3 protein-coding genes are annotated in these 21378 nt (G+C 71.1%); 2 read left to right on the plus strand and 1 reads right to left on the minus strand.

The annotated features are described in order from the left end of the window. The first annotated feature begins 196 nt into the window (after positions 1 to 196). Together ACQR3U_RS04745 and ACQR3U_RS04750 are read left to right on the plus strand one after the other, a co-directional pair. Positions 197 to 18976 (plus strand): amino acid adenylation domain-containing protein, encoded by an 18780-nt coding sequence (locus ACQR3U_RS04745; protein ID WP_269572327.1) that lies wholly within the window; start codon positions 197 to 199, stop codon positions 18974 to 18976. Next, positions 18976 to 20727, plus strand: a complete 1752-nt coding sequence (locus ACQR3U_RS04750) for a polysaccharide biosynthesis tyrosine autokinase (RefSeq protein ID WP_039585706.1) — start codon at positions 18976 to 18978, stop codon at positions 20725 to 20727. Before ACQR3U_RS04745 ends, ACQR3U_RS04750 begins: the two co-directional genes overlap by 1 nt. Here the strand turns inward: ACQR3U_RS04750 and ACQR3U_RS04755 are convergent. Continuing rightward, positions 20698 to 21213, minus strand: coding sequence for a low molecular weight phosphatase family protein (locus tag ACQR3U_RS04755; protein ID WP_024101937.1), 516 nt, complete (start codon positions 21211 to 21213; stop codon positions 20698 to 20700). The two genes, ACQR3U_RS04750 and ACQR3U_RS04755, sit on opposite strands and share 30 nt — an antisense overlap. Positions 21214 to 21378 lie beyond the last annotated feature (165 nt).

The following is a 21378-nucleotide window of genomic DNA, read 5'->3' on the forward strand; positions in this document are numbered from 1 at the left end:
TGGTTTCCGCTCGAGACGATAACCCGATTCTGATCTGGCCGACCGTTCAAGTGGTGAGTAACCGTGACTGTAAGTAAACTTCTGCACGGTGATCGTGACAGTGGAGTTGGGAGGCTCCGTCCACGATCGCACGATAGGGGAGGATTCTGCACGTCCCCTGTCCTGAATTGTGTCGGGCGAGGGCGAGGGGAGCGTGGTGCATCTACTTCCGCTGTCCCCTAGTCAGCGGGGTCTCTGGTACGCGCAAGCACTCCATCCTGATGTGCCCTTCACGATCGCCCAGTACGTAGAACTTCGAGGCGAGCCCGATCACGACCTCGTTCGTAAGGCATGTGTGCAGGGTGCACGCGACGTGGAGTCCGGCTTCCTTTTCCTCGTCGAAAAGGAAGGGCTTCCAGAGCAGGTCGTCGATGTCGAGTTCGACGACGACGTCCCGTACATGGATTTCCGTTCGTGCGACGACCCCGAGACTGCGGCCCACCGGTGGATGAGCGAGCGGTTCTCGCGCCCCATCGATCCGCTGCGCGACCGATTGATCGCGACGGCGCTGCTCCATGTCGCCGACGGCCGGTATTTCCTGTCCAGCTACGTCCACCACATAGCTCTGGACGGGCACGGCGCGATGATCATGCTCAACCGCTCGGCCGAGCTCTACTCGGCGTGGATTGCGGAAGAGGAGACACCGCCGGTCACGTCGATGCCCGTCGAGAAGATCGTCGAGTTCGAGGCTGCATATACGGGGTCGAAACGTCAGACCGCCGATCGTGCCCACTGGCTCGAGCGGCTTTCCGACCTGCCCGAACCGATTTCGCTCGTCGAGGGCGTCGCTCCGCCGAAGGTGCCGGCGCGCCAGGCCGGTACCGAGTTGTTGTCCGAGGTTGCCGACGCCGTGACGGCTCTGGCCCACGACGCGAATTCGACCGACGTCCCGGTCGTCGTCGCAGCCTTCGCCGCATTTCTGTCCCGCGCGTGCGGTACCGACGACGTCGTGCTCACGCTTCCGGTCTCGGCCCGCACCACCGCGCCGTTGCGTCGCTCCGCCGGAGCCATCTCCAATGTTGTTCCGCTGCGGGTCCGCGTCGATCAGGCGGCGCCGGCCACCGATCTGATCCGCGACGTGCAGGTCGAACTCACCGGAGCCCTGCGTCATCAGCGCTATCGCTACGAGGACATGCTGGCCGACCTGCGCGAGATGGGCCGCGAGCACAGCGAGACCCGCAATGCGTTCGGTCCCGTCGTCAACCTGATGATGTTCCACCCGCAGATCGCGTTCGGCGACGTGATCGGCGACTACCACGTGCAGTCCACCGGACCGGTCGACGACCTGTCGGTCAACGTCTACCCGGGCATCGCCGGCCGCACGATGCGCGTCGATTTCGAGGCCAACCCCAATCTCTACAGCGGCGAACACCTCTCGTCGCTGCACAGCCGTTTCCTCGGATTCCTGAAGGAGTTCGTGCAGAACGCGCGCGTCGCGGTGGGCGATCTCGCCCTCGCCGAGCCAGCCGAACTCGACGGTCTGGCTCCCGCCCGCGGACGCACCGCGCCCGAACCGGAACTGCTGCCCGACGTCCTCACCCGCCATGCCGCGAGCCGCACCGTCGCCGTCGTGGACGGAAACGACAGCATCTCCTACCGCGAACTCGACGCTCGCTCCGACGCGCTCGCTCATGCGCTGGTCGCGGCCGGTGCCGGACCCGAAGAGTGCGTCGCGGTGCTGCTGCCTCGCTCGATCGATTCGGTGGTCGCACTGTGGGCCGTCGCCAAGACCGGTGCCGCCTACACCCCGCTCGACCCCGAACTTCCCGCCCGCCGCCTCGAGCAGGTGCTGCGCGACGTGCGGATCGCCATTGCCCACGACCACCCGGTGCTGCCCGAGCACGTCACCCGCCTCGCGCCTCCCACCGACGGTTCCGGCGAGACCTTCACTGCCGAGCATCGCCTGCGGCCGCTGCACGTCGACAACACGGTGTGGATCATCCACACCTCCGGTTCCACCGGCACCCCGAAGGCCGTCGCGGTGGGCCACCGCGGAGTGTCGGCGCTCGTGTCGACGCTGCGCGATCGCTACCGCGCCGACGAGACGTCGCGGGTACTGCACCTCGCGTCGCCGTCCTTCGACGCATCGCTGCAGGAACTGCTCCTCGCCTTCGACGCCGGCGCCACCCTGGTGATCTGCCCGCCCGACGCCGTCGGCGGACCGGCGCTGGCAACCCTGCTGCGCAGCGAATCCGTCACCCACGCGATCACCGCACCGGCGATCCTCGCCGTCACCCCCGACGACGACCTGCCCGACCTGCAGGTTCTCGACGCCGGTGGCGAAGCACTGCCGCAGGCCGTGGCCGACCGCTGGTCCACCGGCCGCACGATGCTCAACGCCTACGGGCCCACCGAGACCACGATCCTCGCGACGCTCAGCGACCCGCTGCAGCCCGGCGCGGGCGTTCCGATCGGCCGGCCGATCGACGGCATGACCGCTGTCGTCCTCGACGCCCGCCTGCATCCCGTGCCCGCCGGCGTGATCGGCGAGCTGTATCTCGGGGGACCGGGTGTGGCGCGCGGCTACCTCGGCGCACCGGCCCTCACCGCCGAACGATTCGTCGCCTCACCGTTCGGTGGGCGCATGTACCGCACGGGCGACCGCGCCCGCTGGACCACCGACGTCCACCTCGAATTCCTCGGCCGCGCCGACCAGCAGGTGAAGATCCGCGGATACCGCATCGAACTCGGCGAGATCGAAGCCGCGCTCGTCGCCTTCGACGAGGTGCAGGCCGCGACCGTCACCGTCCACGGCGAGCACATCGCCGCCTATGTCGTGGGCGACGTCGACCCCGCCGATCTCACCGTCCGCCTCGCCGACGAACTACCCACCTATCTGCGTCCGTCGTCGATCACCGTGCTCGAGGCGCTGCCCCTCACTCCGGGCGGCAAGGTCGACCGGCGCGCGCTGCCCGCACCCGAGCGGGCCGTGGCCGTCGGATCGCGGCCGCCCAACGGCCCGACCGAGAAGATCGTCGCCGAGCTGTTCGCCGAACTCACCGGCATCGACGACATCGGAGCCGACGACGACTTCTTCGCACTCGGCGGTCACTCGCTCGGCGCCGCGCAACTCGCAGCCCGTCTCGGTGCAGCACTGGGTCGCGACGTGCAGTTGCGCGACGTGTTCGCCCACCCGACCGTGGCCCGACTGGCGGCCGCCGCGGCGAAGCGACCCGAATCGGAATCGCGACCCGTCGCCACCCCCGACACCGGACCGTCGCCGCTCGCCCCCGCGCAGCGCCGACTGTTCCTGCTCGCCCGCGCGCACGGCGACCCGGCTGCCTACCACCTGCCGTTCGCGCTGCACCTCGACGGCGCCCTCGACCTGCCGGCGCTGCAGGCCGCGGTGGTGGACGTCCTCGACCGGCACGAAACCCTCCGCACGCTGTTCCGCCTCGAACTCGACGGCCCGGTGCAGGACGTGCTGCCGCTCGAGCGTGCCGTCGCCGGTCTCGCGCTCGAACCCGAAACCGCCGAGGGCGACGTCGAAGCCCTCATCACCGAGTGGGCAGCAGAACCGTTCGACCTCACCGCGCAGATCCCGTTCCGCATCCGGCTGCTGCGACTCGCCGACGACAAGCACGTGCTCGCCGTCGTCGCCCACCACATCGCGCTCGACGGTGCGTCGTTCGTGCCGCTCACCGCCGACGTCGCCACCGCCTACCTCGCCCGCACGACCGGGGAGGCCCCCGCGTGGACGGCGCTGCCGCTGCACTACCGGCACTACGCGCAGTGGCACCTCGACCGCCTCGGCGATCCGGCGGCACCCGACGCCCGCGCCGGTCGCGAGATCGACTACTGGACCCGCACACTCGACGGTCTCGCCGACGCGGCGCCGCTGCCCACCGATCGCCCCCGCAACGGCGGCTTCGGTCCCGCTGCGACCGTGGACTTCACGGTGCCCGCCGACCAGGTCGCGGCACTGCGGTCCGTCGCCGCCGCACACGACGCCACCACCTTCATGGCCGTGCACGCCGCCGTCGCCGTGTGGCTCGCAGCCTGGACCTCCGGGCCCGACATCGCCATCGGCACCGGAACGGCCGGTCGCGACCATCCCGATCTCGACGCGCTCGTCGGCATGTTCGTCGGCACCGTCACCCTACGCACGAATGTCGACCCGGCACAGCCGTTCACGGCGCTGCTCGCGCAGGCCCGCGACACCGACCTCGACGCCTTCGCGCACGCCACCGTGCCGTTCGACTACGTCGTCGACGCCCTGGGCTTCTCGCCCTTCCACGTGATGCTCGCCTACGACAACGTGGACGTGCCCGACCTCGAACTGCCCGGCCTCACGGTGCGGCCGCAGGAGATCGCCTCGTCGCAGGCGCGATTCGACCTCGAGATCTCGCTGCGCGAACTGCGCGACGGATCGCTCACCGGCCGCCTCGTCTACGACACGAAACTGTTCGACGACGACACCGTCGCCCGCTGGGTGACCCGCCTGAGCGGAGTACTCGAGCAGGTCGCGCAGCATCCGTCGCTGCCCGTCGGCGACCTCGACCTCGGCACCCTCTCCATCGAACCGGCCGAACCCGGGCCGGAAGCGACCTTCGCCGAGATCATCGACCGGTCGCCGGCCTGCGTCGCCGAACCCGGTGGACAGGCCGTCGAGATCGGCACGGCGGCACGCCCGCTCGCGTGGACGCTGATCGAGCAGGGCATCGGTACGGAAGACCGTGTGGCCGTCGTGCTCTCGCGGTCGACGCGTTCGGTGCTCGCCGCTGCGGCCGTAGCGCTGAGCGGCGCGGCCTTCGTCCCAGTCGACCCCAACCAGCCCGCCGCACGCATCGCCCAGCTGCTCGGCGCCTCCGGCGCGCGGTACGCGATCGTCGATGGCGATGTCACGCTGCCCGCCGGGGTCGAGCCGATCGCCTTCACCGTCGAGGGCGACACCCGCCCCATCACCGACGCCGATCGTGTGCGGCCGCTGCACGTCGACAACACGGCCTACGTCGTCTACACCTCGGGCTCCACCGGCCGGCCCAAGGGCGTGGTGGTCTCGCATCGCGGACTCGGCCCGCTCGCGCAGTCGTTCGTCGAACGCTTCGACCTGCCCACCATCTCGGACACCGCAACCGACGCACGGGTGCTGCACTTCGCCACCCCCGCCTTCGACGGCGCGGTGCTCGAATACGTCCTGGCACTCACCTCCGGCGGCACGCTGGTGGTCGCGCCCGCCGACCTGTTCGGTGGCGGCGAACTCGTGGAACTGCTTCGCACCGAAGGCATCACCCACTGGTTCTCGACGCCCTCGGTGCCCACCCAGCTCGACCCCACCGGGCTCGGCGCCCTGCGCACCATCGCGATCGGCGGCGAGGCATGGCCGGTCGAGACCGCCGAACGCTGGGCGCCCGGCCGCACCCTGCTCAACGTCTACGGCCCCACCGAGACGACGGTGCTCGCCACGTCGAGCGAACCCTTCGAACCCGGCGACCGGCTCACCATCGGCACCGGCCTCGTCGGCGTCACCGCGGTGGTGCTCAGCGAACGCCTGCGGCCCGTGCCCGAAGGTGTGACCGGCGAGCTGTATCTCGGGGGACAGGGCGTCGCCCGCGGATACCTCGACGCACCCGCACTCACCGCCGACCGCTTCGTCGCCAACCCGTTCGGCACCGGACGTCTCTACCGCACAGGCGATCTCGTCCGTTGGACGGGACACGACGACGACCGCGCGCTCGAATTCGTCGGCCGCAGCGACCATCAGGTCAAGATCCGCGGCTTCCGCATCGAACTCGGCGAGATCGACGCGATCCTGCAGACCCACCCGGGCATCGGCACCGCCGTGACCGTGGTGCGCGGCGACACCCTCGCCACCTACGTGCACAGCCGCAACGGCCGCCTCGACCCGCACGAGATCCGCGAGTGGGTCGCCCAGCGGCTGCCCCGGCACATGGTGCCCGCGATCGTCACCGTGCTCGACGCGTTCCCGCTCACCAGCACCGGCAAGATCGACCGCGCCGCGCTGCCCGAGCCGGTGGTCACCGCGACCCGCACCGACGGATACCGCAGCGCCACCGAAGAACTCGTCTCCGGTGTCGTCGCCGACCTGCTCGACCTGCCGAGCGTCGCCGGATCCGACGACTTCTTCGCCGTCGGCGGCAATTCACTGCTCGCGACCCAGCTCGCCGCGCGCCTGCGGGGAGTCGCGGGTCGCCGGGTGGGTGTGCGCGACATCTTCGAGCACCCCACTGTCGCCGAACTCGCGAACCTGCTCGCCGAGGAACCCATCGGCGAGCACCTGCCGCTCGTGCACATCGACGACGACAGCGACGCGCCGCTCGCACCCGCGCAGCAGCGCATGTGGCTGCTCAACCGGTTCGACGTGGCCGACGGTATCGACGGCGGCGACCACATCGCCTTCGCGCTCGATCTCGACGCCGACACCGATCTCGACGCCGTACGTGCGGCCGCCGCCACCGTGCTGTCTCGCCACGACTCGCTGCGCACGGTCTTCCCCGACAGCCCGTCCGGCCCACGCCAGCACGTGCTGTCGTCGGTGACGCTCGACCTCGAGCCCGTCGACGCCGGCACCGATCTCGATGCGGATCTGGCCGAATTCGCGCGCGCGCGTTTCGATCTCACCGTCGACCCGCCGATCCGCACCCGGCTGTATCGGACAAACTCCGGCTACGTGCTCGCCGTGGTGATCGATCACATCGCCGCCGACGGCCTGTCGCTGCTGCCGCTCGGACGTGACGCCGTCGCTGCCTACCGCGCCCACCGCGACGGGGAGACGCCGGAGCTGCCGGCACCGTCGGTCACCTACCGCGACTACGCGCGCTGGCACCGGGCCGTGCTCGGCGACGAGAACGATCCCGACAGCCTCGCGGCACGGCAGCTCGCCTTCTGGAAGCAGACCCTCGACGACGCGTCGCCGCTGCTCGCGTTGCCCACCGACCGTCCCCGCAGCGCGGCGACCACCGGTACCGCGGGTCGCGCGAGTTTCACGATCCCCGCCGAACTGCACGCCGCGGTCGACAAGCTCGCCCGCGCCCACGACGTCACGCCGTTCATGGTGATGCACGCGGCCTTTGCGATCTTGCTGTCGGCGCTCGCCGCCACTGACGACGTCACCATCGGCACGCCCGTCTCCGGACGCAGCGACGCCGCGGTCGACGACGTGGTGGGCATGTTCGTCGGCACCGTGCCGCTGCGGTTGCGGGTGCATCCGCGCCGCACCTTCGCCGACCTGCTCGCCGATACCCGTCGCGCCGATCTCGACGCCTTCGCTCACGCCGACGTGCCGTTCGATCGGATCGTCGACGCGGTGGGTGCCGGCACCGACGCGCACCACCCGTTGTTCCAGGTCATCCTGGCGTACGAGTCGTTCTCGCTCGACGAGTTCACGCTGCCCGGCAGCTCCACGACGATCCGCGAAATCCCGGTGGGCACGGCCCGCGTCGACCTCGAACTGACCGTCCGCGAACGCCGTTCCGAGACCGGTGTACCCGCCGGTTTGGAAACGGTCCTCACGTACGCGGACGAACTTTTGGATTCGCACACGATTGCGCAGTGGCAGTCGTGGTTCGTGCGTATCCTCGATGCCGTTACCGCCGACCCGGCTGTGTCGGTCGGCGGTATCGAGTTGGGCGACGCCGACCTCACCCCCGTCGGCGTCGCGCAACAACTTTCGGCAGAGTCGCTGCCCGAGCTGGTCGCGCAGCGCGTGGCCGACGATCCGGCGGCCGTCGCCGTGGTGGGGGACGGGTACTCCCTCAGTTACGGCGCGCTGTGGTCGCGCTCGGGCGCGCTCGCCAAACTCCTCCGCGAACGCGGCGTCACCGCCGAGGACGTCGTCGCCGTCGCGCTGCCGCGCACCCCCGACCTCGTCGTCGCGATCCTCGCCGTCTCCCGCGCCGGTGGAATCTACCTGCCCGTCGACGTCACGCATCCCGCCACGCGACTGCAGGTCCTGTTCGACGACGCGCAGCCCTCGCTGGTCGTCACCGACAACGACTTCACCGACGTCCGCGTGCCGACGCTGCGACTCGACGACCCGGAGGTGGCCGGCCGCCTCGACGACGGCGCGCTGTTCGACTTCCCGCTCGTCGCGGATCTCGGCGCCTACATCGTCTACACCTCCGGTTCCACCGGAACCCCCAAGGGCGTGCAGGTGACGCACCGCAACGTGCTGTCGCTGCTCGCCGCGACCGTCGACGAGTTCGGACTGCGCGCCGACGACGTGTGGACGATGTTCCACTCGCCGGCCTTCGACTTCTCCGTGTGGGAGATGTGGGCACCGCTCGCCACCGGCGCTTCCGTGGTGGTGATCGACCACCTCACCGTGCGCGACCCGGCCGCCTTCGTGGACGTGCTCACCAGCAACCGGGTGACGGTGCTCAACCAGACCCCCACGGCCTTCTACCAGCTCGCCGCCACCGATCACGCGCCGCTCGAAGACCTGCGGCTGGTGATCTTCGGCGGCGAAGCCCTCGACCCGGAGCGCGTGCGCCCGTGGGCCGCAAGCCATCCGCATGTGCGGACGATCAACATGTTCGGCATCACCGAGACCACCGTGCACGTGACCTTCGGCGACGCCACCGCGACCGGCATCGGTGCGCCGCTGCCCGGTCTCGCCGTGGATGTGCTCGACTCGTCGCTGCGACCCGCACTGCCCGGTGCGAGCGGCGAACTGTACGTGCGCGGAGACCAACTCGCGCGCGGCTACCGCGGACGCCCCGGCCAGACCGCGACCCGCTTCGTCGCCGCCCCCGGTGGCACGCGCCGCTACCGCACCGGCGACCTCGGCCGCCGCGACACCAGCGGTGCCCTGCACTATCTCGGTCGCGCCGACCAGCAGATCGAACTGCGCGGTTACCGCATCGAACCCGGCGAGATCGAAGCCGCCCTGCTGCGCAGCGAAGGCGTGCGCCAGGCCGTCGTGCTGCTGCGCGACGACCGCCTCGTCGCCTATCTCGTCGGAGGCAACGCCATCGACGCCCTGTGCGACCTGCGACGCAGCCTGCCCGACTACCTCGTCCCGTCGGCCGCCGTGGCCCTCGACGCGCTGCCGCTCACCGCCAACGGCAAACTCGACCGTGCCGCCCTGCCCACCCCCGACGTCACGGCCGATGGGGGAGCGGCACCGCACGGACCGGTCGAGGAACTCGTCGCGGACGTGTGCGCCGAACTGCTCGGCATCACCTCCGGCACCCTCGGCGCCGACGACGACTTCTTCCACCTCGGCGGCAACTCACTGCTCGCCACGCGCCTCGCCGGTCGCCTGTCGGACGTGCTCGACGCCGACGTCACCGTGAGAGACATCTTCGAGAACCGGACCATTACAGCCCTAACTTCACACATAACCAGTGGAAGCGATAAGCCCTCTCGCCGTGCGCGTCTCGTCGCCGACCCCGACGCACCCGCCCCGTTGTCGGCGGCGCAGCAGCGCCTGTGGTTCATCAACCGCTTCGACCCGGCCTCCCCGAGCTACAACCTGCCCTTCGTGGTGCGGCTCGACGGGAACCTCGACGTCGATGCCCTCACCGCCGCCGTGGCCGACGTGCTCGAACGGCACCGCACGCTGCGCACCGTCTACCCGGCCGCCGACGAGTACACCGTGCTGCCCCCGGCACGCCCCGATCTCGACCCGGTGGCCGTGCCGGAGGACGCCCTCGACGAATTCGTCCGCGACTACGCCACCACCGGATTCGACCTCACCGTCGAACCCCCGGCCCGCATGCGCCTGTACCGGACGGCACCTGACCGGCACGTGCTGCTCGTCGTCCTGCACCACATCGCAGCCGACGGCTGGTCGCTCACGCCGCTGCTGCGCGACATCGCAGTCGCCTACGACGCCCGCCTCACCGGCGCGAGCCCCGAGCTGCCGGCGCTGCCCGTCCAGTACACCGACTACGCGCGGTGGCAGCGCAGCGTCGCCGACGAACAGATCCCGTACTGGCTGGGCGAACTCGCCGACCTGCCCGACGAAGTGACCCTGCCCGGCGACCGGCCGCGCCCCGCGCAACCCACCGGACACGGTGCCGCCCAAACCGTCTCGCTCGACGCCGACCTCGTCCGCGGACTGCACACGCTGGCCCGTGAGGGTCGCGCGACGGTGTTCATGGTGCTGCACGCCGCACTCGCGGCGTTGCTCGCGCGGCACGGTGCCGGTCGCGACATCCCCATCGGCACCGCCGTCTCCGGTCGCGGCGACCCGCAGCTCGACGACGTCGTCGGCATGTTCGCCGGTACCCTCGTGCTGCGCACCGACGTCGACCCCGACGCCACCTTCACCGAGCTGCTCACGCAGGTGCACCGCCGCGACCTCGCCGCCTACAGCAACCCGGACGCGCCGTTCGAGACGCTCGTCGAGAAGCTGCAGCCCGCCCGCAGCGAAGCGCGGCACCCGCTGTTCCAGGTGGCGCTGTCGCAGGCACGACCCGTCGAGTCGACCTTTGCGCTGCCCGGCCTGAACGTCACCGCCGCGCCTGTCGACACCGAAACGGTCAACGTCGACGTGCAGGTCACCGTCACCGAGCAGCAGGACGGCATCGACCTCGAATTCTTTTACAGCACAGACTTGTACGACGCCGACACCGTCGCCGGCTACGCCGACCGCCTGCGTACGATCCTGAGCGCGGCCGTCGCCGATCCGGACGTGCGGGTCGGGGAGATCGACCTGCACGGCGACGCCGGCCTGCCCACTGTCGGCGCTGTGCCGGGCGCACCCCGGTCGCTGCGCCAGTGGCTCGCGCAGGGCGCGGCCGCCGGCGGCGAGGAACTCGCGATCGTCGACGGCGACCGCGAACTGTCGTATCCCGAACTGCTCTACTATTCCGACGCTCTCGCGGCGCGTCTCCAGCTCGCCGGTGTGCGCCCGGGGGATCCGGTGGCGTGCGCCTACCCGCGCTCGCTCGAATCGGTGCTCGCCGTGTGGGGCATCATCGGCGCCGGCGCCGCACCGATGCTCGTCGACCCCACCGCCCCCACCGCGCGCCTGGCCGAGATGCTCGCCGACGTGCGTGTGGGAGTCGGTGAAGCGCCGACACTTCCGGCGACCGTGCGGTGGCTCGAGGTGACCTCCGACGACGAGGAACCGCTTGCCGACGTCGTCGATCCCGCACCCGACGCCCCCGCCTACTTCGTCTTCACCTCCGGCACCACCGGACACCCCAAGGCCGTCACCGTCACCCAGCGCGCCGCGAGCGCGTTCGCCGAGGACATCGGCGAATACCTCGCAGCCTTCCCGGGCGATCGCGTCCTGCACGTCGCGGCACCGTCGTTCGACGCCGCGATGCTCGAGATGCTCACCGCCGGCATCTCCGGCGCGACGCTCGTGGTGGCCGACGCCGACAGCTACGGTGGCGCTGCCCTCGGCGACCTGCTCGACAGTGCCGCGATCACGCACGCGGTGATGACGCCGTCGACGCTCGCGACCGTGCCGGTGCGCGACCTGCCGGCCCTGCGCACCCTCGTGCTCGGCGGCGACCGGCTCACCCGCGAGATCGTCGATCGCTGGGGAGACGGGCGCACCCTCGTCAACAGCTACGGCCCGGCCGAGGCCACGATGTTCGTCACCAACTCGCAGCCGCTGCGACCCGGCGACGACATCGTCATCGGCACCCCGGTCCGCGGCGTCACCGTCGAGGTCCTCGACGAGCGACTGCGTCCCGTGCCCGCCGGCGTGGTCGGCGAACTGTACGTCTCGGGACCGCGACTCGCGTCGGGCTACCGGGATGCCGCTGGGCGCACCGCCTCGCGGTTCGTCGCCGGACCCGACGGCCGTCGCTACCGCACCGGCGACCTCGTGCGCTGGACCCGCGCCGGTGCCCTCGAATTCGTCGGCCGCAGTGACAACCAGATCAAGCTGCGCGGCGTGCGCATCGAACCCGGCGAGATCGACACCGCTCTCACCGCTCTCGACGGCGTCGACCGGGCCGTGACCCTCGTGCGCAGCGGCCGCCTCATCTCCTACGTCACCGGTGAGAACCTCGACGGCGATAACCTGGACGACGCAGGCCTGCGAGCGCAGCTGCGCACCGTCCTGCCCGCGCACCTCGTGCCCACCGCGATCGTGCCGCTGGCCGCGATCCCGCTCACCTCCCACGGCAAGGTCGACGCCGCCGCACTGCCCGAACCCGCCGCGGGCGAAGGCAGCGAACCGCGCACCGAGACCGAAGCGCTCGTCGCCCGCATCATCGGCGACGTCCTCGGCGACGGCACCACGATGGGACGCACCGACGACTTCTTCGCGGTCGGCGGCAACTCGCTGCTCGCCACCGTCCTCGTCGGACGCCTGCGCGACGAGACCGGCACCGACGTGCCGCTGCGCACCGTCTTCGCGAACCCCACCGTCGACGCACTCGCCGCCGCCCTCGACGCCGGTGGTTTCGATACCGACGCCGGACCCGTCGCCGTGTCGCCGCGACCGGAACGGATCCCGCTCAGCCGCGCGCAGCGTCGCCTGTGGGGGCTGAGTTCGCTTGCCCCCGATGCCTACCGGCTGCGCAGCGAGGTCAACCTGAGCGGACCGCTCGACCTCGGTGCCCTGCAGGCCGCGCTCGGCGACGTCGCGCTGCGCCACGAGATCCTGCGCACCGACTACATCGTCGACGGCGACGGCGTGTACCAGCAGGTCCACGAAGCGCCGCGCAGCGACCGGTGGCGCGTGCGACTCGAACGCACCGGCCCCGACCAGCACGTGCTGTATCTCGACGTCGACCATTCGATCGCCGACGGCACGTCGCTGCGGCCGCTGCTGCGCGACCTCACCATCGCCTACCTCGCCCGCGTGAACGGTGCGGCCCCGCAGTGGGAACCGCTGCCGCTGCAGTACGCCGACTACGCCTTGTGGGAAGCCGAACGCGGCATCCCCGAGCGCGACCTCGAGCACTGGCGACGCGCCCTCGACGGACTGACCGTCACCGAACTGCCCGCCGACGCCACCGGAATCGACACCGGTGCGCGCAGCGTCGACTTCACGGTGTCCGCCGGTGTGCGCGACGCGCTCGCCGACCTCGCCCGCGCACACGGCGCCACCGAGTTCATGGTGCTGCACGCCGCGCTGTCGGTGCTGCTCGCTCGGCTCGGCGGCAGCGACGACATCGCCGTCGCCGCCGTGGTGGGTGGACGCCGCTGGGCGCAGCTCGAAGACCTCGTCGGCCCGTTCCTCGACACCCTCGTGCTGCGCGCCCGCGTGGCCCCCGACATGTCGTTCGCCGGACTGCTCGGCCAGGTCCGCGACTTCGACGTCGCGGCCTTCGATCACGTCGCCGTGCCGTACGAGCAGTTGCTGTCGGAGCGGCAGAGCAGCGCACCGCAGGTCGCGCTGGCGTTGCAGGACTTCGGCATCGACCCGATCAGCCTGGGAGAGCTCACCGTCGAGGCGCGCGAAGTCCTCGACGACACACCGAAGTTCGACCTGCAGTTCACGCTCGCCCCGCGCCCCGACGGCTACACCGGCACGCTCGTGTTCGACGCCGCCCGCTTCGCCGGCCGCACCGCCGAACTGCTCGCCAGCCGATTCGTCGCGCTGCTCGGCAGCCTGGCGAGCGCACCCGACAGGACCATCGGTGAAGTGGTCGTCGACGCCCCGGCCGCCGCCCTCGACGGCGGCGAACCGGCCCCGGCACGCACACTCGCCGAGATGCTGCGCGCCACCGCCGCCGCCCATCCCGACCGGGAAGCCCTGCGCGGCGAGGGCGAATCGCTCACCTACCGCGAACTCGACGAGCAGTCCGACGCCCTCGCCGACGAACTGCGGGCCGACGGCGCGCGGGACGGGAAGATCGTGCGCATCGACGCACCGCGCAGCGTCGACTACATCCGCACCCTGTGGGCCATCACCAAGACCGGTGCGGCCTTCACACATTCGCGGCAGGCAGGGGAGACGTGCCTGCCCGGCACCGCCTACGTCGTGTCCACCTCCGGGTCCACCGGCACCCCGAAGCGGGTCGCGGTGACGCACCGCGGACTCGCCCCGCTCGCCGCCGAAGTGGCCGAGCGCTACCGGGTCGAGCCCGGACACCGCGTGCTGCACGGCTATTCACCCGAGTTCGACGCGGCACTGCTCGAACTGCTGCTCGCGCACACCACCGGTGCGACGCTCGTCGTCGCACCCCCGGACGTCTACGCCGGGCAGGACCTGCACCGCTACCTCGCCGAACAGCGCATCACCCATTACCTGTCGACCCCCACGGTGCTCGGCACCCTCGATCCCGAGGGACTGCCCGACCTGAAGGTCGTCGCTTCGGGTGGCGAATCGCTGTCGCCGTCGCTCGCGGCGCGCTGGGCCGACGGCCGCGTGATGCTCGACGCGTACGGACCGACCGAGGCCACGATCGTCGCGACCCTCGTCGACATCGAACCCGGCACCCGCCCGAGCATCGGCAAGCCCGTGCCCGGCACCGTCGCCCACGTGCTCGACGCGCGCCTGCGTCCCGTGCCCGCCGGAGGCGTCGGCGAGCTGTATCTCGCGGGTGAAGGCCTCGCCGCCGGATATCTCGACGACCCCGCGCGCACCGCCGAACGCTTCGTCGCCGCCCACGGCGGTGCACGCATGTACCGCACCGGCGACCGCGTCCACCGCCGCGTCGACGACACCCTCGGCTATCTCGGCCGCACCGACCGCCAGCTCAAGGTGCGCGGCGTGCGCATCGAACCCGGCGAACTCGAGGCGACGCTGCTGGCCCAGCCCGGTATCCGGCAGGCCGCGGTGGTCGCGGTGAGTGGCACGCTCGTCGCGTTCGCGGCCGGACCGGACCTGTCGGCCGACGACATCACCGCGCGAGTCGCGCTCGTCGTGCCGCCGCACCGCATGCCGACCCGCGTGCACGCGCTCGACCAGCTGCCCCTCACGCCCAACGGCAAGCTCGACGTCGCCGCGCTCGAACTGCACGACGCCGCGGCCCTCGACGACGACGCCGCCCTGGACCGTCCGCTCACCGACGCCGAGGATCTCGTCGTCACCGTCGCCGAGGACGTGCTCGGTGCCCGCCCGGCCGCGCACCGCGGGTTCTTCACCGCCGGCGGCGACTCGCTGTCGGCCGTCGTGTTCGCCGCGCGGCTGAGCGAGGCGTTCGGCACCGACGTGCCGGTGCGCGAGGTGCTCGCCGCCCCCACCCTGGCCGCGCTTGCCGCCCGCATCGAATCCGGCGACGACCAGCGCGTCGCGCTGCGGCCCTACGACGACGACACCCCGGCACCGATCGCCCCCGCGCAACGTCGCCTCGGCATCGTCGCGCGCGCCGAGACCGGCACCGCCGGATATCTCGTGCCGGTCGTGCTCACGCTGAGCGGCGACCTCGACGTCGACGCCCTCACCGCCGCGGTGAGCGATGTCGTCGACCGCCACCGCGTGCTGCGCACCGCCTTCACCGACGACGTGCAGGTACCCGTCGACCCGCCGGTGCTCGAACACTCCGCGCCGGAGGACGTCGCCGCGGCCGTGACCGCCACGATCACCACGCCCTTCGACATCACGGCGCAGGCCCCGATGCGGATCCGGTTGTTCGACGTCGAACCCGGCCGCTGGGTGCTCGCCGCCGCCGTGCACCACATCGCGTTCGACGGCGCATCCGTCGGTCCGCTGCTCACCGATCTCGCCGTCGCCTACGCCGCGCGTCGCGGGGCAGAAGCGCCGGTCTTCGAGTCGCTGCCCGTCACCTACGGCGACTACGCGCGCTGGCAGCACGAACTGCTCGGCGACCCCACCGATCCGGGCTCGCTCGCCGCCCGCCAACTCGACTACTGGACAACCACACTCGCCGGCCTGCCCGACAGCCCGCTGCCGCTGCCCGCCGATCGGCCGCGCCCCGCGCAGCCGACCCACCGTGGCGCGCAGATCGTCTCGACCCTCGACACCGAGACCCACCGACGCCTCCGGGACGTCGCGCGCAGCCACGACGTCACCGTGTTCATGCTCGTCCACGCGGTGCTCGCCGCGATGCTCGCGCGTCGCAGCGGACGCACCGACATCGCCGTGGGCACGGCGATCGCGGGTCGCACGGATGCCCGCCTCGACCGGCTCGTGGGCATGTTCGTCGGCACCGTCGTGCTGCGCACCGCCGTCGACCCGTCGCGGCCGTTCACCGACCTGCTGCGCGACGTGCGGGCCACCGACCTCGGCGCGCTCGCGCACGCCGACGTGCCGTTCGACGAGGTCGTCGCCCGCCTCGCGCCGCGCCGCGACCCGTCGTACAGCCCGCTCTTCCAGGTGCTGCTCACGCACCGCGTCGAGGCCGGCGAGGTGCTGCCGCAACTGCCGGATGTGCAGATCGCCGAGACCGACGCCGGGGAACCGGCCGCGCAGTTCGACGTGGTCGTCGAACTCGTCGAGCGCGAGGCCGGACTCGACCTGCGCCTGGTCTATGCGACGGATCTGTTCGACGACACTACCGGCGACGCGATGCTCACCGACCTCGTGGCGATGCTCGCCGCCGCCCTCGCCGAACCCGACCGCGCCGTCGGCGATCTCGCCGTGCCGGTGCCCGCACCGCTGTCGGCTCCCGCCGTCGCACCGCGCACCCTGCCCGAGATCTTCGCGACCGCCGTCGAGCAGCATCGCGGACGCATCGCGGTGCGCTCCGGCACCGTCGCCTGGACGTACGGCGGACTCGACGCCCGCGCCGACGAGATCGCCTCCGTGCTCGCCTCCCACGGCGTACGACGCGGAGACCTCGTCGCGATCGCCGTGCCGCGCAGCGAGTACTGGCCGCTCGCCGTCTGGGCGATCACGAAACTCGGTGCGGCATGGGTGTCCGTCGACCTCACCCAGCCCGACGCGCGCAGCGCCGCGATCCTCGCCGACTCCGGTGCCCGCATCGGCCTGACCGTCGGCTACCGCGAACTCGGCCACGTGACGTGGCTCGACCTCACCGCCGACCGCAGCATCGACTTCGACGCCGTCGAACCCCCGCGTCCCGCAGTCACATCCGGCGACCTCGCCTACACGATCTACACGTCCGGCACCACAGGCACGCCGAAGGGCGTCGACGTCACCCACCGTGGGCTCGCGGCGCTGCTCGACGTGCAGACCGCCCTGCTCGACCTCGGGCCGGAATCTCGCGTGCTGCAGGTCGCCTCGCACACCTTCGACGCCGCGGTCTTCGAACTGCTCTCCGCCCACGCGCACGGCGGCGCCCTCGTGATCGCCCCCGACCACACCTTCGCCGGGGAACCCCTGCAGGAGCTGATCGTCGACGAGCGCGTCACGCACCTCAACCTCACGCCCACCGTGCTCGGCACCCTCGACCCCGAGGCATTCGAGCCGACGACGATCGTCGCCGCGGGTGAGACCCTGCCCGGTGCACTGGTGGGCCGCTGGTCGCGGCACCGGATCGTCAACGGCTACGGACCCACCGAATTCACCGTCGCCGTCTCGTATTCCGCGCCGCTCACCGATGACGAGAAGCCGAGCATCGGCACGCCTGTCGCGGGAGCCACCGCCTACGTGCTCGACTCGCGTCTGCACCCCGTGCCGCGCGGCACCGTCGGCGAGCTCTACGTGACCGGTGACAGCACCGCCCGCGGCTACCGCTACGAATCCGGCCTCACCGCAACGCGATTCGTCGCGAGCCCGTTCGGCGACGACGGGTCGCGGCTGTACCGCACGGGCGACCTGGTTCGGATCCTGCCGAACGGGGTACTGGATCACGTGGCCCGCATCGACGGCCAGGTGAAGATCCACGGCATCCGCATCGAACCCGCCGAGGTCGACGCGGCGCTGCTGAACTGTCCGGGAGTCGCGGCGGCCGTGACCGTTCCGCATCCCGGACGTGACGGCGACACCGTGCTCGTCTCCTATATCCAGCCCGAGACCGGCACCGCACCCGACACGGCAGCATTGCGTCGCGCGCTCGTCGCCGACCTGCCGCGTCACCTGCGGCCGGTGAGCATCACCGTCGTCGACGCACTGCCGCTGATGGCATCCGGCAAGGTCGACCGCGCGGCGCTGCCCGCCCCCGACACCGCCGTCGACGAACCATATGTGGCGCCGCAGGGACACATCGCGCAGACCGTCGCCGCGGTGTTCGCCCGCCACCTCGACCGGCCGATCGACGAGATCTCTGCTGACCGAAGCTTCTTCGACCTCGGTGGCAGTTCCATCGCGGCCGTCACCGTCGCCGGTGAACTGCGCGACGAGCTCGGCGCCGACGTTCCCGTCGAGTGGCTGTTCACCAGCCCGGATCTCGCGTCGCTCGCCGACCGCATCGACCACGGCCGCAGTAATGACGAACGCGACCCGCTCGGCAGCCTCGTCGAGATCGCCGGTCGCGGTGACGAGAAGCCGCCGCTGTTCTGCGTGCACCCCATCAGCGGACTCGCATGGATGTACGCCGGTTTCGCGCAGCATCTCGACGGCCGCACCCTCTACGGTCTCCAGGCAACCGGCTTCGACGACATTCCGGACAGCATCGGCGAACTCGCCGCGCGGTATGTGGCCGAAATCCGTAAGGTGAGGGCCGATGGTCCCTACCACCTGCTGGGCTGGTCGGTGGGCGGCACCATCGCACACGAGATGGCCGTGCAGCTCCGCGAGCACGGAGAGCAGGTCGGTGCGGTAGTGCTGCTCGACACGCTCACGCCCGAGACTGTGCCTGCCGAGCCCCACCCGACGGCAGAGAACGTACCCGACATCGCCGGGCTGCCCGAAGAACTCGTCGCCGAGGTCCGGCGCCGCACCGACGCCGCCGCGCACGCCGTCGAAGACGCGGTGCGCCGACACACCCTCAGCGAATACGACGGCGACATCGACCTGGTGGTCGCCGAACCCGATCTCGACCGGCACCCAGATCTCGCCGCCACCTGGCAGCGATATGTGCGCGGTCTCGTCGTCGAACATCCGGTGCCGTTCACGCACTCGGAACTGGCCGATCCGGACGCGGTGCGTGCGATCGGCCCGGTGCTCGACAGCGTGCTCGAGCGCCACGACGACCCCCACACCGCGCCCGCCGGGTGCGCACGCAGTGTTACCGCAACGAGGGAGACGCCCTGATGGAAGTACATGATTACCTGCGAATTCTGCAGGCGAGGTGGAAGATCGTCGCCGTCACGACGGTGGTGGCGGTTCTTGCCGCCCTCGGCGCCTCCCTGCTGACCACGCCCCAGTACGAAGCCAAGACACGCCTGTTCGTGTCGACCTCGTCGGGCGCATCGGTGCAGGAGATCTATCAGGGCAACCTGTTCTCGCAGCAGCGAGTCACCTCCTACACCGAACTGCTCGAGGGCACCACCCTCGCGCAGCGCACCCTCGACAAGCTCGGTCTCGGCGAGATGTCGGCCGTCGATCTCGCCGGCAAGGTGACCGCCTCGTCGACCCCCGACACGGTGCTCATCGACACCGCCGTCACCGACGAGTCGCCCGAGCGTGCCCGCGACCTCGCCAACGCACTGTCGGACGAGTTCGTCGTCATGGCACGCGAACTGGAGACCCCCGAGGACGGCGGCCCGCCGACCGCCCGCGTGGTGGTCGAGCAGTACGCGGCTACGCCGTCGGCGCCGGTGACGCCGAAGACCACACGGAACGTCGCGCTGGGTCTGGCCGTCGGTGTGCTGCTCGGCATCGCCCTCGCGGTGCTGCGCGACCGCCTCGACAACACCATCAAGGACCGCAACGCCGTCGAGGAGCTCGCCGGCACCGGTGTGGTGGGTGTGATCCCGCTCGAGAAGGCCCGGCAAGAAGAGCCGGCGATCGTGTTCGCGGACGCCAACAGCGGCGACGCCGAGGCCTACCGGGAGATGCGGACCAACCTGCAGTTCCTCGAGGTCGACAACCCGCCGCGCGCGATCGTTATCACCAGTTCCCTGCCCGGCGAGGGCAAGACCACCACGGCCGTCAACCTGGCCCTGGTGCTCGCCGAGGCCGGTCACTCCGTCGTGCTCGTCGAAGCCGACCTGCGCCGCCCGCGTGTGACCAAGTACCTCGGCACGCTCGGCGACGCCGGCCTGTCGAACGTGCTCGCACACACGGCTGCACTCGAGGACGTGCTCCAGCCCACGCGCTTCGACGGCATGTGGGTGCTCGCGGCCGGCGGTCTGCCGCCCAACCCGTCCGAGCTGCTCGGTTCCGCGCATGCGCGGGAGGTCATCGAGGACCTGCGGTCGCGCTTCGACTACGTCATCATCGACGCGCCGCCGCTGCTGCCCGTCACCGACGCGGCGATCCTCACGAACATCGCCGACGGTGCGCTGCTCATCGCGCGTTACGGCAAGACCACCCGCGAACAGTTCGCGCGGGCCGTCGGCAACCTGCGGGCGGTCAACGCGCCCGTGCTGGGCACGATCCTGGCGCTGACCCCGACCAAGGGACGCGGCACGGCCTACGAATACCGCTACTACTACAGCTCCGACAAGGACGGTGCTGCTCCGGCAGCCGCCCAGACGAGCACGCCGGCGACGCAGCGTGTCGGAGCGCCGGCACCGACCGCACCGGCCGCCCAGCCGGCTGCGCAGGCTCAGACGACCGCGTCGGCACCCGTCGAGGGACCGGCCCGGCCGCAGAACGGTCAGCATCATGTCGAGCCGCCGGCCACGCAGGCCCACCCGGCGCCGAGCAACGACGCCTACCACTACCGCGCTGCGGAGCAGTTCCCGCCGGCGCCGCAGCCGGCATCGGAGCGATACGGCAGCGAGCCCTACCAGGCGCCGCAGGCCTACTCCGCCGCCGAGCCGCTGTCGCGACCCGTGGTGCACGCACCGCGACGCCCGGTGAACGACTCAGGCTCGGAGAGCGGCGAGGAGAGGTAGCAACAGATCGGCGATCTCGGATCCGACCGTGACGAACGTCTCCTCGTCTCGGCCGATCGGGTCGACGATGTCCTCCGGCCCGGGTGCAGACATCTGCGCCCGGGCCGTCGTCAGTTCTGCGATGGTCCGCGCACCGGTGGCGTTCTGCAGCCGGGCGGCCTCGCGCAGCGTGAACGTCACCCGCATCCTGCGCGGTGCGAGCTGGATGACCTTGGCGCGGTGCCGCTCGCTCATCGTGATGATCATGTCGGAGTCCTCCGCGATCGGCGGGGTGATCCGACGCGCAGCGAATCCGTCCGGATCGCCTCCGAGCTGCTGCAACACGAGTGCCGCGGTGGGTTCCATGCCGTAACCGACCATCGCCCGGGTGCCGGCGCTGTGCGCCGAAAGGTCCTCGCGACCGGCCTCGGCCGCGTATGCGGTGGTCAACCTCTCTGCGGTGGGTGATCGGCAGATGTTTCCGGTACACACATAGAGAATCCGCATTCGGCGATCCTATGGGAGACGCTATCCAGGCGCTCAGGAGCCATCTCCGGGGTGCCCGGTCCCGGCGTACGTCATACGAACGGCCCTCGTGACCCGCCGGTAACGTTCTGTACCATCGTCGGTGATTTCGGGCGCCGGGGGAAGCTGACGCGGCTGGCGCATCCA

Origin of the sequence: Rhodococcus sp. IEGM1339 (genome assembly GCF_050321925.1) — a bacterium.
GTDB lineage: Bacteria > Actinomycetota > Actinomycetes > Mycobacteriales > Mycobacteriaceae > Rhodococcus > Rhodococcus pyridinivorans.